Annotated in this window: 5 protein-coding genes, 3 rRNA genes and 5 pseudogenes; 1 reads left to right on the top strand and 12 read right to left on the bottom strand. The window is 46.9% G+C overall.

Translation table 11 applies throughout. The features are described 5' to 3' along the window. Positions 1–62: 62 nt before the first annotated feature. From RE628_RS29025 to gyrA, 7 genes and pseudogenes are all read right to left on the bottom strand, one after another. Positions 63–488, bottom strand: a complete 426-nt coding sequence (locus RE628_RS29025; RefSeq protein WP_309156799.1) for a hypothetical protein — start codon at positions 486–488, stop codon at positions 63–65. A 189-nt stretch (positions 489–677) separates the two neighbouring features. After that, on the bottom strand, positions 678–1841 hold the full coding sequence (locus RE628_RS29020) for a PdaC/SigV domain-containing protein (RefSeq protein ID WP_309156797.1): 1164 nt from the start codon (positions 1839–1841) through the stop codon (positions 678–680). A gap of 246 nt (positions 1842–2087) precedes the next feature. After that, positions 2088–2204, bottom strand: a 5S ribosomal RNA gene (gene rrf / locus RE628_RS29015). A gap of 98 nt (positions 2205–2302) precedes the next feature. Further along, positions 2303–5228 (bottom strand): 23S ribosomal RNA (locus RE628_RS29010). 218 nt (positions 5229–5446) lie between these two features. After that, positions 5447–6999 (bottom strand): 16S ribosomal RNA (locus tag RE628_RS29005). The 16S, 23S and 5S rRNA genes sit together here, the layout of an rRNA operon. A 469-nt stretch (positions 7000–7468) precedes the next feature. Further along, positions 7469–8562, bottom strand: a pseudogene (locus RE628_RS29000) (HD-GYP domain-containing protein). 322 nt (positions 8563–8884) lie between these two features. Continuing rightward, positions 8885–11417, bottom strand: a pseudogene (gene gyrA, locus RE628_RS28995) (DNA gyrase subunit A). A gap of 324 nt (positions 11418–11741) precedes the next feature. On the opposite strand from gyrA, the gene RE628_RS28990 reads away from it, so the two are divergent. Next, entirely contained in the window at positions 11742–12521 is a 780-nt protein-coding gene (locus RE628_RS28990; RefSeq protein ID WP_309156795.1) for a YheC/YheD family protein, read from the top strand. A gap of 82 nt (positions 12522–12603) precedes the next feature. Here RE628_RS28990 and gyrB read toward each other — a convergent pair. From gyrB to dnaN, 5 genes and pseudogenes are all read right to left on the bottom strand, one after another. Continuing rightward, positions 12604–14519 (bottom strand): annotated as a pseudogene (gene gyrB, locus RE628_RS28985) (DNA topoisomerase (ATP-hydrolyzing) subunit B). Positions 14520–14552: 33 nt separating this feature from the next. After that, positions 14553–14799, bottom strand: a pseudogene (remB, locus tag RE628_RS28980) (extracellular matrix regulator RemB). 16 nt (positions 14800–14815) lie between these two features. Next, a pseudogene (gene recF, locus RE628_RS28975) lies at positions 14816–15927 on the bottom strand (DNA replication/repair protein RecF). 46 nt (positions 15928–15973) lie between these two features. Continuing rightward, a complete protein-coding gene (gene yaaA, locus RE628_RS28970; RefSeq protein ID WP_309156793.1) occupies positions 15974–16189 on the bottom strand; it encodes a S4 domain-containing protein YaaA in 216 nt (71 codons plus the stop codon). A 204-nt stretch (positions 16190–16393) separates the two neighbouring features. After that, the gene (dnaN, locus tag RE628_RS28965; protein WP_309156791.1) at positions 16394–17536 is read right to left on the bottom strand and encodes a DNA polymerase III subunit beta; all 1143 of its coding nucleotides are present in this window, start codon (positions 17534–17536) and stop codon (positions 16394–16396) included. Between the last annotated feature and the right edge of the window lie 187 nt (positions 17537–17723).

The raw sequence follows: 17723 nt of genomic DNA, 5'->3' as shown, positions 1-17723 counted from the left end.
ACATTCGGGGACAGGCTGCTTTTATTCATGACTACAAAATTCCACTGTTAATGATCTCGTGGTCACGGACCGCTGTCTAAGCCTTGGACGATTGACCTGCTTTCTTTCTTGGGAACAAGTACTGTAAAACTATTATTATGAATCGTAAGTTGCACCGTTAATTTGTCTTTCTCATAGACGGTCGTTGTTCCCTTACTTTCCTCTGCCTTCTCCGTCCAGCCCCATTCTTTAATAATTCTCTGATAGGCCTCCGGTACACCGCTATCCTCATGCAGGCCAGATAAAGAATAGTGAGCATAGTCCATCTTCGAGTTATTTGGCGCTGTCTCCACCCGATTGGCCTCCTTCGGAACCGGGAAGCTCTTCTCTACCGATGCTCCAACGAAGGTCGTCCAGGATGGCTTAGAGGAACCGCAACCAGCAATGACAAACAATAGCAAGATCGTCCCTAATGCATAGAAGGAATATCTCATTCTCTTTTGCCACATCTTATATTCCTCCTTACCCAGACATATTTAAAATGATTCTTTCTTCACCCGCATCATTCATGAAGTAGGTTCAATTTCCTGAGTAATAAGGCACCAATATAATTATAACGATAGTCCTATATTTGTCGGTAACAAAAAGGTTACATTAGTTATTTGGAGATTATCCTTATATTTACTCCATTCTATTCCTCAAATCGTCAAATACGCTGTTTTATTGGGGAATATCGCCTTTAATGGGAATGAAAACTCAGGAAACCCGGCCGCATACGGCGTATACTCGTAGACCTGGAAAAAGACCTTTAAAGCTTCTTCCCCCTGCTGCAAATAGAAATCCGGCTGACTCCCCAGCTCTACAAAGCCTCCATAATAATCTGGTAGCTTCTGAAAATCCGCTTTAATTTGTTCATTCAGCGAGGTAAAATCGTGCTCTCCCGGACCGAATAAGTCTTCCAGCGACATTAGACTCCCATCGCTCAGAGAGAAAGTGTACGCTTTGCGGTAAGGCATTCCATGAGCTCCTCCGGTATAGACATTCTGCTGTGTCAGCATACTGAGAATACCGTCTTTATTATAAGTAATAACGAAACTACTGGAATATTGATAATCAAGACTGATCTTGTTCGTGCTCTGAAGATCATCGCTTCTCTCTCGCAAATTCTTCTCTATTTCTTCTTTAAACTGCTCCGCATCGCTCTCCAGCACTTGATTGATTGCCTTCTCTACCTGCTCATTAGCAATTGCCGTCACTTCGGGATACTTCAAATGGATGGAAGCATGATCAGCCTCTCGATCATAGGTCTTAATATTTATTTTGAGTGGGTTCTCCTTGACGCTCAGCACGTTAAGCTTCTTGGCAGTTGCGCTCCAGTCCCCTTGATATCCCAAGTAATCCTTCACAACTTGAAATGGGATATACAAATGCCCGTCTATGGTTTGGCCGCTATCCTTAAGATAGAAGCCATTCATATCAACTGCTTCCCCATACTCGGTTACCGCAATATTTAACTGCCGATACCCTTGCCCTATGGAATAGATTCGGTTCTCTTTTTTGTAGCTAAGAGGCAGGCCAAGTCCGTCCCGCAAAAAGGTAATAGGAACCCAGGTCTTCCCCTCAATCCATAGTCCCTCATGTCCAGTAACAACCCCATTTGCCTTTAATATGACCTTTGTATTCTTCGTATTCGTAGTCTGACTTCCTATGTTGGCTGAACTATGATTAGCCCGAACAGGATGAGTACTGTCTGTCGATACCTTCTTAGCTGCATAGCCTATCCCCTGCACCGGTAAGATACCTCCCAATATAACACCAGCGGCCAAGGCAATAGCCCCTATCTTTATTCTTAAACTAAGCATTGAATTATTCTCTCCCTTGAATAAATAGATCTCTATTTCTATTTTTGTTCTATGTACCTATTGTATTCAACTTTCTTGCTAAATGGATGACAAAGCTCATTACATTTCTTTAGTACTTATGACCAAAAATTTGCAGTTTATTAACCTGTTATTGAATTCTTCTATAATTCCATGGACTTTTGTCATATAGAAATTTAGCCAATTGAACAAAAAAACCACCACCGATCAACGGCAGTGGTTCTTATTGCTTGGCGACTTCCTACTCTCCCAGGACCCTTCGGTCCAAGTACCATCGGCGCTAGAGGGCTTAACGGTCGTGTTCGGGATGGGTACGCGTGGAACCCCTCCGCCATCGCCACCAAACGGGATTTTGTGCTTACTGCTTACACAGTCTGCTTCAAAATCGTTCAGATGTTTGATCACCTGAAAACTGGATACGAAACTACATTTGCATTTTAATATTGGATAAGCCCTCGACCGATTAGTACCTGTCAGCTCCATACATTGCTGCACTTCCACCTCAGGCCTATCAACCTCGTCGTCTTCAAGGGGTCTTACTAATTGGGAAATCTCATCTTGAGGGGGCTTCACGCTTAGATGCTTTCAGCGCTTATCCCTTCCGCACTTAGCTACCCAGCTATGCTCCTGGCGGAACAACTGGTACACCAGCGGTGCGTCCATCCCGGTCCTCTCGTACTAAGGACAGCTCCTCTCAAATTTCCTACGCCCACGACAGATAGGGACCGAACTGTCTCACGACGTTCTGAACCCAGCTCGCGTACCGCTTTAATGGGCGAACAGCCCAACCCTTGGGACCTACTTCAGCCCCAGGATGCGATGAGCCGACATCGAGGTGCCAAACCTCCCCGTCGATGTGGACTCTTGGGGGAGATAAGCCTGTTATCCCCAGGGTAGCTTTTATCCGTTGAGCGATGGCCCTTCCATGCGGTACCACCGGATCACTAAGCCCGACTTTCGTCCCTGCTCGACTTGTCAGTCTCGCAGTCAAGCTCCCTTTTGCCTTTGCACTCTTCGAATGATTTCCAACCATTCTGAGGGAACCTTGGGGCGCCTCCGTTACTCTTTAGGAGGCGACCGCCCCAGTCAAACTGCCCGCCTGACACTGTCCCGTACCGGATTACGGTACCAGGTTAGAACTCCAATACGATCAGGGTGGTATCCCAACGGCGCCTCCACCGAAGCTGGCGCTCCGGCTTCCTAGGCTCCCACCTATCCTGTACAAATCGTATCAAAGTCCAATATCAAGCTGCAGTAAAGCTCCATGGGGTCTTTCCGTCTTGTCGCGGGTAACCTGCATCTTCACAGGTATTAAAATTTCACCGGATCTCTCGTTGAGACAGCGCCCAAGTCGTTACGCCATTCGTGCGGGTCAGAATTTACCTGACAAGGAATTTCGCTACCTTAGGACCGTTATAGTTACGGCCGCCGTTTACTGGGGCTTCGGTTCATAGCTTCGGGTTACCCCTAACCACTCCCCTTAACCTTCCAGCACCGGGCAGGCGTCAGCCCGTATACTTCGCCTTGCGGCTTCGCACAGACCTGTGTTTTTGCTAAACAGTCGCTTGGGCCTTTTCACTGCGGCCCCCTCGTGCTATTCACACTACCGGGCACCCCTTCTCCCGAAGTTACGGGGTCATTTTGCCGAGTTCCTTAACGAGAGTTCTTCCGCGCGCCTTAGAATTCTCTTCTCGCCTACCTGTGTCGGTTTGCGGTACGGGCACCTTCACCTGGCTAGAGGCTTTTCTTGGCAGTGTGAGATCATGACCTTCGGTACTATAAATTTTCCCTCCCCATCACAGCCTAGCCTTAACGATGTGCGGATTTGCCTACACATCAGCCTCACTGCTTGGACGAGCATCCATCAGCTCGCGTCACTACCCTCCTGCGTCACCCCATTGCTCATAACGGCTTACGGTGGTACAGGAATTTCAACCTGTTGTCCTTCGATTACGCCTTTCGGCCTCACCTTAGGTCCCGACTTACCCTGAGCGGACGAACCTTCCTCAGGAAACCTTGGGCTTTCGGCGGATCAGATTCTCACTGATCTTTTCGTTACTCATACCGGCATTCTCACTTGTATGCAGTCCACCAGTCCTTCCGGTCCAACTTCAATCCGCATACAACGCTCCCCTACCCCTGATACTTAAGTATCAAGCCATAGCTTCGGTGGTGTGTTTAGCCCCGTTACATTTTCGGCGCAGAGTCACTCGACCAGTGAGCTATTACGCACTCTTTAAATGGTGGCTGCTTCTAAGCCAACATCCTGGTTGTCTGTGCAACTCCACATCCTTTCCCACTTAACACACACTTGGGGACCTTAGCTGATGGTCTGGGCTGTTTCCCTTTTGACAATGGATCTTAGCACTCACTGTCTGACTCCCGGATAATAAGTCTATGGCATTCGGAGTTTGACTGAGCTTGGTAACCCTTGGCGGGCCCCGCACCCAATCAGTGCTCTACCTCCACGACTCTTCTTTCCGAGGCTAGCCCTAAAGCTATTTCGGGAGAACCAGCTATCTCCGAGTTCGATTGGAATTTCTCCGCTACCCCCACCTCATCCCCGCACTTTTCAACGTACGTGGGTTCGGGCCTCCAGTGCGTGTTACCGCACCTTCACCCTGGACAGGGGTAGATCACACGGTTTCGGGTCTACGCCTACAAACTTAATCGCCCTATTCAGACTCGCTTTCGCTGCGGCTCCGGCTTCTCACCTTAACCTTGCTTGCAAACGTAACTCGCCGGTTCATTCTACAAAAGGCACGCCATCATCCATATAGAGGACTCTGACTTCTTGTAAGCACACGGTTTCAGGATCTATTTCACTCCCCTTCCGGGTGCTTTTCACCTTTCCCTCACGGTACTGCTTCACTATCGGTCACTAGGGAGTATTTAGCCTTGGCAGATGGTCCTGCCGGATTCATACGGGGTTTCACGTGCCCCGCACTACTCAGGATCCGTCTCGGAGGGATTAGAATTTCGGTTACAGGGCTTTTACCTCTTCTAGCGGGCCTTTCCAGACCTCTTCGCCTACCCTAATCCTTGGTAACTCCATGTGAGACGTCCTACAACCCCAGAGAGCAAGCTCCCTGGTTTGGGCTTCTCCGCGTTCGCTCGCCGCTACTGACGGAATCACTATTGTTTTCTCTTCCTCAGGGTACTTAGATGTTTCAGTTCCCCTGGTATGCCTCTTCATCGCCTATGTATTCAGCAATGAGTGACTGGGTATTAATCCAGCCGGGTTTCCCCATTCGGACATCCTCGGATCAAAGCTTGCTTACAGCTCCCCGAGGCAGTATCGTTGTTCGCCACGTCCTTCTTCGGCTCCTAGTGCCTAGGCATCCTCCGTGTGCTCTTAGTAGCTTAACCTACACTACTTATTTAAACTTGTTTGACACAAGTTCAGCTTAAAGGAATGTTTCTAAAACGCAAATTTCGTTTCGTATATCCAGTTTTCAAGGATCAAATGACTGATTTGACTCAGTCGTTTTGAGAGTTAAACTCTCAAAACTGACCAACGAGTGAGCGTTGTGCTTCTCAAGGAAGCTTATTTGAATGTTCTCGTTGCAGAGAACGATTCTCCATAGAAAGGAGGTGATCCAGCCGCACCTTCCGATACGGCTACCTTGTTACGACTTCACCCCAATCATCTACCCCACCTTCGGCGGCTGGCTCCTTGCGGTTACCTCACCGACTTCGGGTGTTGTAAACTCTCGTGGTGTGACGGGCGGTGTGTACAAGACCCGGGAACGTATTCACCGCGGCATGCTGATCCGCGATTACTAGCAATTCCGACTTCATGCAGGCGAGTTGCAGCCTGCAATCCGAACTGAGATCGACTTTGATAGGATTGGCTCCACCTCGCGGCTTCGCTTCCCGTTGTATCGACCATTGTAGTACGTGTGTAGCCCAGGTCATAAGGGGCATGATGATTTGACGTCATCCCCGCCTTCCTCCGGTTTGTCACCGGCAGTCATTCTAGAGTGCCCACCATCATGTGCTGGCAACTAAAATCAAGGGTTGCGCTCGTTGCGGGACTTAACCCAACATCTCACGACACGAGCTGACGACAACCATGCACCACCTGTCTTGAATGTCCCGAAGGAAAGGTACATCTCTGTACCGGTCATTCAGATGTCAAGACCTGGTAAGGTTCTTCGCGTTGCTTCGAATTAAACCACATACTCCACTGCTTGTGCGGGTCCCCGTCAATTCCTTTGAGTTTCAGTCTTGCGACCGTACTCCCCAGGCGGAATGCTTAATGTGTTAACTTCGGCACCAAGGGTATCGAAACCCCTAACACCTAGCATTCATCGTTTACGGCGTGGACTACCAGGGTATCTAATCCTGTTTGCTCCCCACGCTTTCGCGCCTCAGCGTCAGTTACAGCCCAGAGAGTCGCCTTCGCCACTGGTGTTCCTCCACATATCTACGCATTTCACCGCTACACGTGGAATTCCACTCTCCTCTTCTGCACTCAAGCTACCCAGTTTCCAATGCGACCTAAGGTTGAGCCTTAGGATTAAACATCAGACTTAAATAGCCGCCTGCGCGCGCTTTACGCCCAATAATTCCGGACAACGCTTGCCCCTACGTATTACCGCGGCTGCTGGCACGTAGTTAGCCGGGGCTTTCTTCTCAGGTACCGTCACTCCGATAGCAGTTACTCTACCGGACGTTCTTCCCTGGCAACAGAGCTTTACGATCCGAAAACCTTCATCACTCACGCGGCGTTGCTCCGTCAGACTTTCGTCCATTGCGGAAGATTCCCTACTGCTGCCTCCCGTAGGAGTCTGGGCCGTGTCTCAGTCCCAGTGTGGCCGTTCACCCTCTCAGGTCGGCTACGCATCGTCGCCTTGGTGAGCCGTTACCCCACCAACTAGCTAATGCGCCGCAGGTCCATCTATAAGTGACAGATTGCTCCGTCTTTCATTATCTCCCCATGCGAGAAAATAAATTATCCGGTATTAGCTAACGTTTCCGCTAGTTATCCCAGTCTTACAGGCAGGTTACCTACGTGTTACTCACCCGTCCGCCGCTAACCATCAGGAGTGCAAGCACTCCATCAAGTCCGCTCGACTTGCATGTATTAGGCACGCCGCCAGCGTTCGTCCTGAGCCAGGATCAAACTCTCCAATAAAGTGTTTGACTTGCTCATTTTGAAACTGACTTATTTCTTAGATTTCACTTGACGTGAAACCCGCTCACTCGTTGTTCAGTTTTCAAAGATCAACTTCGTTTTCGTTGTCGCTGCGTTCTCAGCAGCAACTCTTATAATATATCACATGCTGTCTATCAATGCAAGACTTTTTTAAAAATCTTTTTTGAAGCAACTTTCGTTGTTTGCAACAGCGTTTATAAATATACCCTATATCCATAATAATTGCAACCCTTTATTTACTTCTTCTCAAGTATCAGTTCGAAGAGGCCAGTTTTCAGCACCAAAGCTTATTCTTTCGATGTGCTGCTTCAGTTGAACGAGACTAGGGCCTGAGGAGCGGAGCTGATGAATTCTATATCGCAAGAGAACTTACCACTGAATTGCGATCGCTTATTCTTGAATTGGCTCCGATCCGTTTTCTTATCAAAAGCGATTTTTTGAACCCTCTTTATATGAGGACTTCTTCAATATATAAGCTAGTCTCTTGAACCAGATTAATTATCTTACCCTGTACAGATACCATAGGTCGTGTAGGATGATTACGATCAGAAAATACGATCTCCCCTATCTGGTCATTGCTTAACATTACTCTTGTTCCATTATGAAATTGCGTAACTTTATCCACGAAAGTCTGAACCACACTAGGATCCAGCTTGCCGAAGGATTCAGTCTTGATTTGCTCCAATACCAGATAAGGAGATGCTGCTCTGCGATATGCCCGGTTCAGCGTCATCGCATGGAAAATATCTGCGACAGCGACGATCCTAGCATAAATGTGGATCTTCTCCCGACTAGATGAAATGGATAGCCGCTACCATCCATTTTTTCATGATGCTGTAGAGCCGTTAGACGTACTCCTTCATTGATCGCTGAGGTTTTGCGCAATTGCTGATAGCCATATGTCGTATGCATACGCATCTCATCTCGCTCAGCTTCAGTTAGTGGCTCAGACTTGAACAGGATCTGTGGATCTATCTTCGTATTGCCGATATCATGCAGCAGACCAGCAAAGGCAACCTGCATCCAATCCTTTTGCGGAAGCCCATGCCAGCCCGCCAGCTGATAGGAAGTCAGAGAAGATAATATAGCATTATGGTACAAGTAATCATATTCTTTAGTGTTACGTGGCATAAACGTGAGAGCATTATAGTGCTTCAATTGCTTAAGCAGAGCCTCCAACTGATTGCGCAGTTCATAAATAGGTAGTTCAACTGCCAGAACCGATTGGAAAGCATTCTTCGTTAGCAACAGCATCCGATCATATTCCCTATGTAAAGAATCGATTGGGCTCGCATCCAGTTCAAGCGCAGAGACGCTTGCGGGCTTCGATTTATCACCTGCGGTAGAATTCGCGGACTCCCCTCGTCCTATCATCGGCGACTCGTCTACTTCCACATGAGCCACCATAAAAGCGCGCAAAATATCCAGATCTCGCGGTAAGAGAACCTTCCCTTTTTGCAGTAAAAGCCCGCCAAGCGGTGTATACACATGATTTGCTATTTTTAAACCAGGTCTTGCATCGGCTAGGGGAATATTCACCATTTCTCAATCTCTCCTTGGGCGAATCTTTTAAATTAATATGTATAGTAAAAAAGCACTATAAGTATATGTTCAAATAGGCAGGTTTTCAGCACCCGGAGCTTATGCTTCCGATATGTGTTTTATCAAAACGCTTCGATTCGTGATCGCTCATCCTTGAATTGGCGGCTCTCGATCGAGTTTTCTTATCAAAAATGGACTTTTTGAACTACTCTATAAGGTTATAGTCATTATATTACGAGTTGACTAGACCAACAATCCTTCTTTTAACGCTTAAAAGTAATAAAAGAGGACTTCCGGCTGGAAGTCCTCTAGAAATACTTGATTATTCTTCATTTGTCTCAGGCGCTTCGCTCGTATTTTCAGTAGAGATATCTTCTGAAATAGAGTCGGAGCTACCATCATTCATTTCGTTCGTCTCATCCGTATCTTCATTGTCATCGCTCTTATCCGAACGACAGACCGTAGCTACAGAATCCTCATCACGGATATTAATCAGCTTAACCCCTTGTGCATAACGACCCATGGTAGAAATGCCCTCCATGCTTGTTCTGATCAAGGTTCCACTGCTAGTAATGATCATCAGATCTTCGTCATCCTTAACGACCTTCAGCCCTACTACAGGACCATTCTTGTCCGTAACGTTAATCGTCTTGATCCCTTTACCGCCACGGCTCTGAATACGATAATCAGACACTGGAGTACGTTTACCGTATCCCTTCGTGGTGACGATGAGAATATCCTGATCCGGTACGATAACGTCCATACCGATCAACTGGTCATCCTCATCGAGCGTAATCCCCTTCACACCAGTAGCCGCGCGACCCATGGAACGCACATCGCTCTCTGGGAAGCGGATTGACATCCCTTTGGCTGTACCCATAATGAGCTCTTGCTCACCATCGGTAAGTCTTACGTCAATCAAAGTATCATCCTCACGGAGATTAACCGCGATCAGACCGCCCTTACGTATATTCACGTAATCTTCAAGCGGAGTCTTCTTCACAATACCTTGACGAGTTGCGAAGAACAGGTATTTACCCTCATCGAAGTTCTCCACCGGAATAACGGCATTAACCGTCTCGCCTTGCTCAATCTGAATCAGATTAATGATAGGCGTCCCGCGTGCGGTTCGGCCGAGCTCTGGAATCTCATAGGCTTTGAGCCTGTAAGCTTTGCCACGATCCGTGAAGAACATCAAATAATGATGGGAGTTCGTCACGAAGAGATGCTCAACGAAGTCATTATCCTTCGTATCCATCCCGACGACACCGCGTCCCCCGCTTCTGACTGCGGTAAGTCGTAACCGGAAGACGCTTGATATAACCCGTATGAGTGATCGTAATCACGACCTCCTCTTGCGGAATCAAGTCCTCGTCCAGGATGCTCTCTTCACCAACCGTAATCGCAGTACGGCGGTCATCGGAATACCGATCACGAATGTCTTGTAATTCATCACTAATGATTTGCAAGACAAGAGATTCATTAGCAAGAATCTCAATATATTCAGCTATCTTAAGCAGAAGCTCTTGATATTCTGCCTCAATCTTCTCGCGCTCCAGCCGGTCAGGCGTTGGAGACGCATATCCAGGATCGCCTGTGCTTGCTCCTCACTCAGGCCGAAGCGTTCGATCAAGCCATTACGGGCGATCTCTGCATTCTGCGAACTGCGGATCAGGGCGATAACCTCATCCAGATAATCAAGGGCAATGCGCAAGCCTTCCAGAATATGAGCACGGGCTTTTGCCTTCTTCAGATCAAATTCCGTCCGCCGGCGAATAACCTCAACCTGGTGCTGCAAATAATGGTGAAGGACTTCGCGTAACGTCAGAATCTTTGGTTCGTTATTAACAATGGCTAGCATATTAATACCGAAAGTACTCTGCAAGGAGGTATGTTTGTATAAGTTGTTCAATACGACATTCGGATTTACATCCCGGCGCAACTCGATAACGACACGCATTCCATTACGGTCCGATTCATCACGCAAGTCGGTAATGCCATCGATTTTCTTCTCTCACCAGCTCGGCAATCTTCTCGACGAGTCGGGCTTTATTAACTTGATAAGGCAATTCATCGACGATGATCCGTGCCTTATTATTGTTCTCTTCAATCGTGGTCTTGGCACGCATCGTGATCGAGCCGCGACCCGTTGTATATGCCTGACGAATACCGGAACGACCTACGATAAAGCCTGCAGTCGGGAAATCCGGCCCCTTGATATATTCCATCAAATCCAAAGAATCGATATCTGGGTTCTTGATCATCGCCTGAACCCCATCGATGACCTCGCCCAAATTATGCGGTGGAATGTTAGTAGCCATCCCGACTGCAATCCCCGATACGCCATTGACGAGTAGATTTGGATAACGCGCTGGCAGTACGATAGGCTCATGCTCTTCACCATCATAGTTCGGCATGAAGTCGATCGTCTCTTTATTAATATCGCGCAGCATTTCCATTGCTATTTTGGATAGACGTGCTTCTGTGTAACGCATCGCTGCTGCAAAGTCACCGTCGATGGAGCCAAAGTTACCATGACCCTCAACAAGCATATAACGCATCGAGAAATCCTGCGCCATCCGTACCATAGTCTCATATACCGCCGAATCGCCATGAGGATGGTACTTACCGATAACTTCGCCGACGATTCTTGCTGATTTCTTAAACGGCTTATCTGGATACATACCGAGCTCGGACATCGCATACAAAATGCGCCGATGGACAGGCTTCAAGCCATCCCTAACATCGGGCAAAGCACGGCTGACAATGATGCTCATCGCATAATCCATAAAGGATTCGCGCATTTCCACATTAATGTCCCTATCTACAATTTGCGATAATTTTTCCTCCGCCATGCTGGACCTCCTAAAAATTTATCCATGTGCCTACGTACAGGATGATTATGAAAAAGCCAGTCATTAACATCGTTTCACAAAAACGGCTCACTTAAACGTAACGAGTTCTCATCCTAAACTTCCATAGACAATAATAAAAATGGGGATGTGTCCATTCCCATTGTTACTTCTCTTCATACACTAAAAATATAGGCAATTTATTGGAATGATCAAAAAACTTATAAAATCCCCGCATCCTATAATTATATCATTGTTTATCTCTCCTGTCCTATGTTTTTCATACCTTAGGGCAGCATCCGGGGTACAGAAAGGAAGGATAAGTACTTGGCGATACAGCGGATAGCAAGTAAATGGGAGAAGACCGTCATTTTACGGCAGAACGAACTCATTCGCTCTTACATTCCAGATACAAGGAAATATTCTGCCGAGCATCTTGGAGAAATGCTTAATTCTTATGGTATCGTATTTATTAAACCAGACAACGGAACTTATGGGATTGGGGTCATGAGTGCTGAACTATGGCATGACGAACTTGATGCTGGCGCGGGTTATCAATATAAACTCAGGCACGGCATCCATTCTGAGATGTTCTCAACGATGGATGAGCTGCACGCTGCCATCACCTCGCATACCGGCAGAAGATTGTACCTGATTCAGACCGGTATTCGTATGCTCACATTCCGGCGCTCCAAATTTGATATCCGAGCGCTTGTTCAGAAGACACCACTTAAAAATTGGGAGACAACCGGATTCATCGGACGCTTGGCAGCTCCGCAGAAGATCATTACCAATTACCGCGGCGGCGGCACGATTATGACCATTGAGAGTTTATTTGCCCCTCATCTTACCCCTAAGCAATTTATTGCTTTGTATAAAGAGATGAAGCTATTGGGTGTACGCGTTGCCGCCCAGCTCGCCCGCAAATTTCCCAACCTGAAGGAGATCGGCCTTGATCTGGCTATCGACGAACAACATCGCATTTGGATTCTAGAAGTGAATACACTCCCTGCACTCTTCCCTTTTAAGCATCTGAATAACAAAGAGATTTATAAGAAAATCCGCCGCTATGCCGTCCACTATGGACGTCTTAAATCAACGAAGTAATTCATCATTTCTACGATAAAAAATTAAAAAGGCTGAGTTGAGGAGACACCTCTTCTCGGCCTTTTTACTGAGATTTCTAAATTTAAATATCTAGATTCCTCACATATTTAGCATGTTCATGGATAAAGTCGCGCCGTGGCTCAACACTATCGCCCATGAGCACATCGAATATTTTATCAGCTTCCATCGCATCGGAGATCGATACCTGCTGCATCGTACGGCTCTCAGGATCCATCGTCGTCTCCCACAGCTGTCCAGCGTTCATCTCACCGAGACCTTTATAGCGCTGCACATTATATTTGGCATTCTCGCCAAACTCGGCAATAATCGCATCGCGTTCCGCTTCAGAACCAGCGTAGCGAACAACTTTATTGCGCTCCACCTTGAACAAAGGTGGTTGTGCGATATATACATATCCTGCCTCGATAATCTTACGCATGTAACGGAAGAAGAAGGTCAACAGCAGTGTACGAATATGGGCGCCGTCGACGTCGGCATCGGTCATAATAATAACTTTGTGGTAACGGGCTTTGGAAATATCGAACTCCTCGCCGATCCCAGTACCTAGTGCGGTAATGATGGCACGAATCTCTGCATTGCCCAGAATGCGATCAAGGCGCGCCTTCTCCACGTTTAGAATCTTACCACGCAGCGGCAGAATCGCCTGGAAATGACGATCGCGACCTTGCTTGGCTGATCCGCCTGCGGAGTCACCTTCGACGATATACAGTTCGCTTAGCGATGCATCCTTCGAAGAGCAATCCGCGAGCTTGCCTGGCAAGGCACTGACTTCGAGCGCACTCTTACGACGCGTCAGTTCCCGCGCTTTACGGGCTGCTTCTCGCGCACGCGAAGCCTGCAAAGCCTTCTCCAGAACTCGACGCGATACAGCTGGATTCTCCTCCATAAATTCCTGCAACTTCTCTGCGAACAAGGACTCAACAATACCACGTACTTCACTATTACCGAGCTTGGTCTTCGTCTGCCCTTCAAATTGCGGCTCAGGAATTTTCACAGAAATGATCGCCGTCAATCCCTCACGCACATCATCCCCGCTCAAGTTGGAGTCATTATCTTTGATCATGTTATTCTTACGGGCATAATCATTAATAATTCTCGTCAGTGCACTCTTAAATCCGGATTCATGTGTACCGCCCTCATGCGTGTTAATGTTATTGGCGAAAGAGAATATATTCTCCGAATAGCTGTCGTTATATTGCAAAGCAACTTCAACCTGAATCATATCACGCTGGCCTTCAACGTAGATTGGCTGCTCATGCAGTACTTCCTTGTTATGATTCAAATATTTAACGTACTCGTTAATCCCGCCTTCATAGTGGAATGTCCCAGAGACTCCCGTACGTTCATCGGTCAATGAAATATTGATACCTTTATTCAAAAAAGCTAGCTCACGAATCCGCGTTAACAAGGTGTTGTAGTCAAAAACAGTTGTTTCCGTGAAAATTTCCGGGTCTGGATGGAACGTCGTCTTGTTCCCGGTTGCTTCCGGATCCGACTCGCCGATCACACGGACGTCATACTGAGGAACACCACGACGATATTCCTGTTGATAGACATGACCGTCCCGTCTAACTTCAACGACTACTTTCTCAGACAGGGCATTCACTACAGATACGCCAACCCCGTGCAGACCGCCGGATACTTTATACCCGCCGCCGCCGAATTTACCCCGGCATGGAGAACCGTCATAACAACCTCAAGGGTCGATTTCTTCAATTTCGGATGTTCACCAACCGGAATGCCGCGCCCGTTATCGATAACCGTAATGCTATTATCTTCATGAACTATCACGTCAATCTTATTGGCATAGCCGGCCAATGCCTCGTCAATACTGTTATCAACGACTTCCCAGACCAAATGATGCAAGCCCCTGGCACTGGTCGAACCAATATACATCCCCGGACGTTTACGGACAGCCTCTAGACCTTCCAATACCTGTATCTGACTCTCATCATACGATTGTTCGTTCATAGACATGCCTTCACCTACTTCTATAGATTCAAATCACGATCACGTTAAGTAATTCAGATTGGTCTTCTTCTTCAATGTCGAGGAGGAGATCGGCGAGTAGTACACGATATTTTTGGTTACAACGATGGATTTGGCTTCTTCTTCTCCGATCCGTACCACATTCTTCTCCTGGATCGCGTGACTTACGAACTGTTTCGATATTTTGGATGATTTCTCAATCGATATATCAAAGATCGCTACCAATTCCGATGAGAGAATGATCTTCTCTCCCCAAATGAATGTACATCGCTTACCTTCCCACCTTATCTCTGGACTTGTCCCTCATGAACATGAAAAATGCTGGCGTTCTGAAGTCGGCTCTCGTTAATGCTCTCAATTCCCGTAGCCGTGATGAACGTCTGCACTTTACTCTGAAATGTCTCGATCAATTGGGTCTGACGATATGGATCAAGCTCGGACAATACATCGTCCAGGAGCAGGATCGGATATTCGCCGATCTCCTCGTTAATAAGCTCAATCTCCGCTAATTTAAGTGATAATGCCGTGGTCCGCTGTTGCCCCTGTGAACCATAAGTTTGTGCTTCATTGCCATTAATATAAAAAGTTATATCATCGCGATGAGGACCCGCAAGGGTCATGCCGCGGCGGATTTCCTGATCCTTCATTTGTGATAACTTTATCATAAATTGCTCCAATAAGACAGCTTCATCTTCCGTCTCGGCCTCTCCGAAGGAGGGAAGGTAGGTTAATTTGAGCTTCTCGCTCCCCCAGTTATACCGTCATGAATCTGTTCCGCCCATTTTTGCAGTTTCTTTATGAATTGTTTCCTCTTCTTGATAATTTTAACACCATGCTCCACTAATTGCTCATTCCAGATCTCCAGCATGACCGCAAGCTCAGCTTCTTTGCCCCAAGCCTGCTTAAGCAAGTTGTTGCGTTGTACTAGCACTTTTTGATATTGCTGCAAATGATATAAATAGCTCGGCTGCACTTGACCAATCTCCATGTCGAGGAAGCGGCGACGTACACCAGGTGTTCCCTTCACGATCTCCAAATCCTCCGGAGCAAACATAACCGCATTTAATGCGCCGACGAATTCACTTAACTTACGCTGCTCCAGGCCGTTAAGCTTCGCTTTCTTGCCTTGACTGGAGAAACGGAGATCCAACTGAACTGTTCCGTACTTCTTCTCGACCTCAGCCGTAACAGCTGCATGATCTTGTCCGAAGGAGATCAGCTCTCGATCTTTACTCGTACGATGAGATTTGGTCAAAGCAAGGACAAGCAATGCCTCGAGCAAGTTCGTCTTGCCCTGGGCATTGCGTCCGAGAATGAGATTCACATCTCCAAAAGAATCGAGATTTAGCGCATCGTAGTTCCGATAGTGCTGCAAGCCTAATTTATTTACAAACACGATAGTTCATGCCCTCATTTCCACCTGTCGCTTCAGGTTCAGGGAGCTACTTACTGGCCACTTGAAAAGTGCCGCAATCACGCACTTCTACAATATCCCCAGGGTATAACTTGCGACCACGGCGCTGCTCGGGCTCATTATTCACAGCTACAGCTTCTTCCTGCAGCAGAGCCTTGGCCATACCACCCGTACTAACACAGTCGGCCAGCTTCAGAAATTGATCCAGCTTAATATATTCATCCGAGATGCTAATCTTCTTCATCCTCTGGTTTGTTCCTTTCTTGAGGGATGTTATCCCCGTTAGTCCTCTTATTCGCCTTTCAGCACCGAGAAGGTTGGATGAAGCAGGGCATGAGGAGCGCAGCGTACGTAGTGTGTACGTGAGCACCGGAAGGCCCGGCTGAATTCAAGATTCGATGCCGAGTTCACTTCTTGCGTTACTTCGTGATCAAAGGCGAACTCTAAGTTAATTGGTTGTGCGGTAAGGTAGGATCAGATAGAGGCTCTGACTATCATCCATCGGTTTAACGATCATTGGACTCATTGCACCGGTAAAGCCGATATGAAGCTGCTCGCTCTCAACCACCTTAAGCACGTCTAACATATATTTCGAGTTAAAAGAAATCCGCAGTGGATCTCCGGTATATTGTACTACATCCAATTGCTCAACAACTTTTCCGAGTTCATTTGAACTAGAGGAAATCTCAATCGTGTTGTTCTCGAAGGTTTGAAGACGGACGATATTCGATTTCTCTTCACGGGACAGCAAATAAGCCCGGTCGATCGACTCGCTTAATTTCTTCGTATCAATAACAAGCTCTGACTTATAGTTCGTCGGGATGATTCTGGAAGTGTCCGGATAGGTTCCGTCCAGAATACGAGTATAGAACAACACTCGGTCAATTTTAAATAATACCTGATTGTCGGCAACAACGATATCCACAATTGTATTTTGGTCAGGTACGATCTTGCTGAGTTCGTTCAAGGTCTTACCTGAAATAACGGTATTGCTCACGCGAACTTCATCCGCATTATCGATCTTTGCAGTACGGCTTGCCAAGCGGTGACGGTCTGTAGCCACTAGCTTGAAGTCATTCCCGTTAATATCCCATAGAATACCGGTCAGAATCGGTGATGTCTCGTTGGTAGAGATCGAGAAGGTCGTTTGCTTGATCATATTTTTGAGCAGATCGCCTGGAATCGAGATAACTTGATTCTCTTCAATACTCGGTAGTACAGGATATTCTTCTGGATCCATTCCCACCATCTGAATATCGGTAGAACCGGAGGTTATTCTGGTTTGGAATCCCTCTAGAAGCTCCATCTCAATTTCGGAAGAAGGAAGCTTCTTAATAATTTCCACGAAAAACTTGGCTGGCAATACGACGCTGCCTGGCCGTTCTACTTGTACGATTTGCTTCTCATTATCTTCAACTGGAATATAGGCTTGAATGGAAATATCAGTATCGCTGGCAGTCAGCGTCATTCCCTGATAAGTAACTTCGATCTTGATCCCCGTTAGAATTGGGATCGTTGTACGGCTAGAGATCGCCTTCGATACATGCTGGATAGACTCATTCAGTTCATGTTTTAAAACGCGGATTTTCATAAATTCAACTCCTAAACAAAGTATCTTAATTCTTAAAGTGTGTGAGTAGTAATAAAACCTCTCAAAGCAGCATATTAGTAACTGAAACAGCTTGTTCTGGGAGAAAGGTAGGTCTTGTCGATTTGAAGCGGCAGGGCCGCTATTTCTCTAAGATGTATATTATATATTTATAGTAATAGTAGTAGTA

The organism is Paenibacillus sp. D2_2 (assembly GCF_031199965.1).
GTDB lineage: Bacteria > Bacillota > Bacilli > Paenibacillales > Paenibacillaceae > Fontibacillus.
This window is presented reverse-complemented; position numbering and strand designations above follow the sequence as displayed.

Coding starts and splice junctions, on each gene's coding strand:
- RE628_RS29025 (WP_309156799.1), bottom strand. CDS start 488: ATGTGGCAAAAGAGAATGAGATATTCCTTCTATGCATTAGGGACGATC.
- RE628_RS29020 (WP_309156797.1), bottom strand. CDS start 1,841: ATGCTTAGTTTAAGAATAAAGATAGGGGCTATTGCCTTGGCCGCTGGT.
- dnaN (WP_309156791.1), bottom strand. CDS start 17,536: ATGAAAATCCGCGTTTTAAAACATGAACTGAATGAGTCTATCCAGCAT.
- yaaA (WP_309156793.1), bottom strand. CDS start 16,189: ATGAAGAAGATTAGCATCTCGGATGAATATATTAAGCTGGATCAATTT.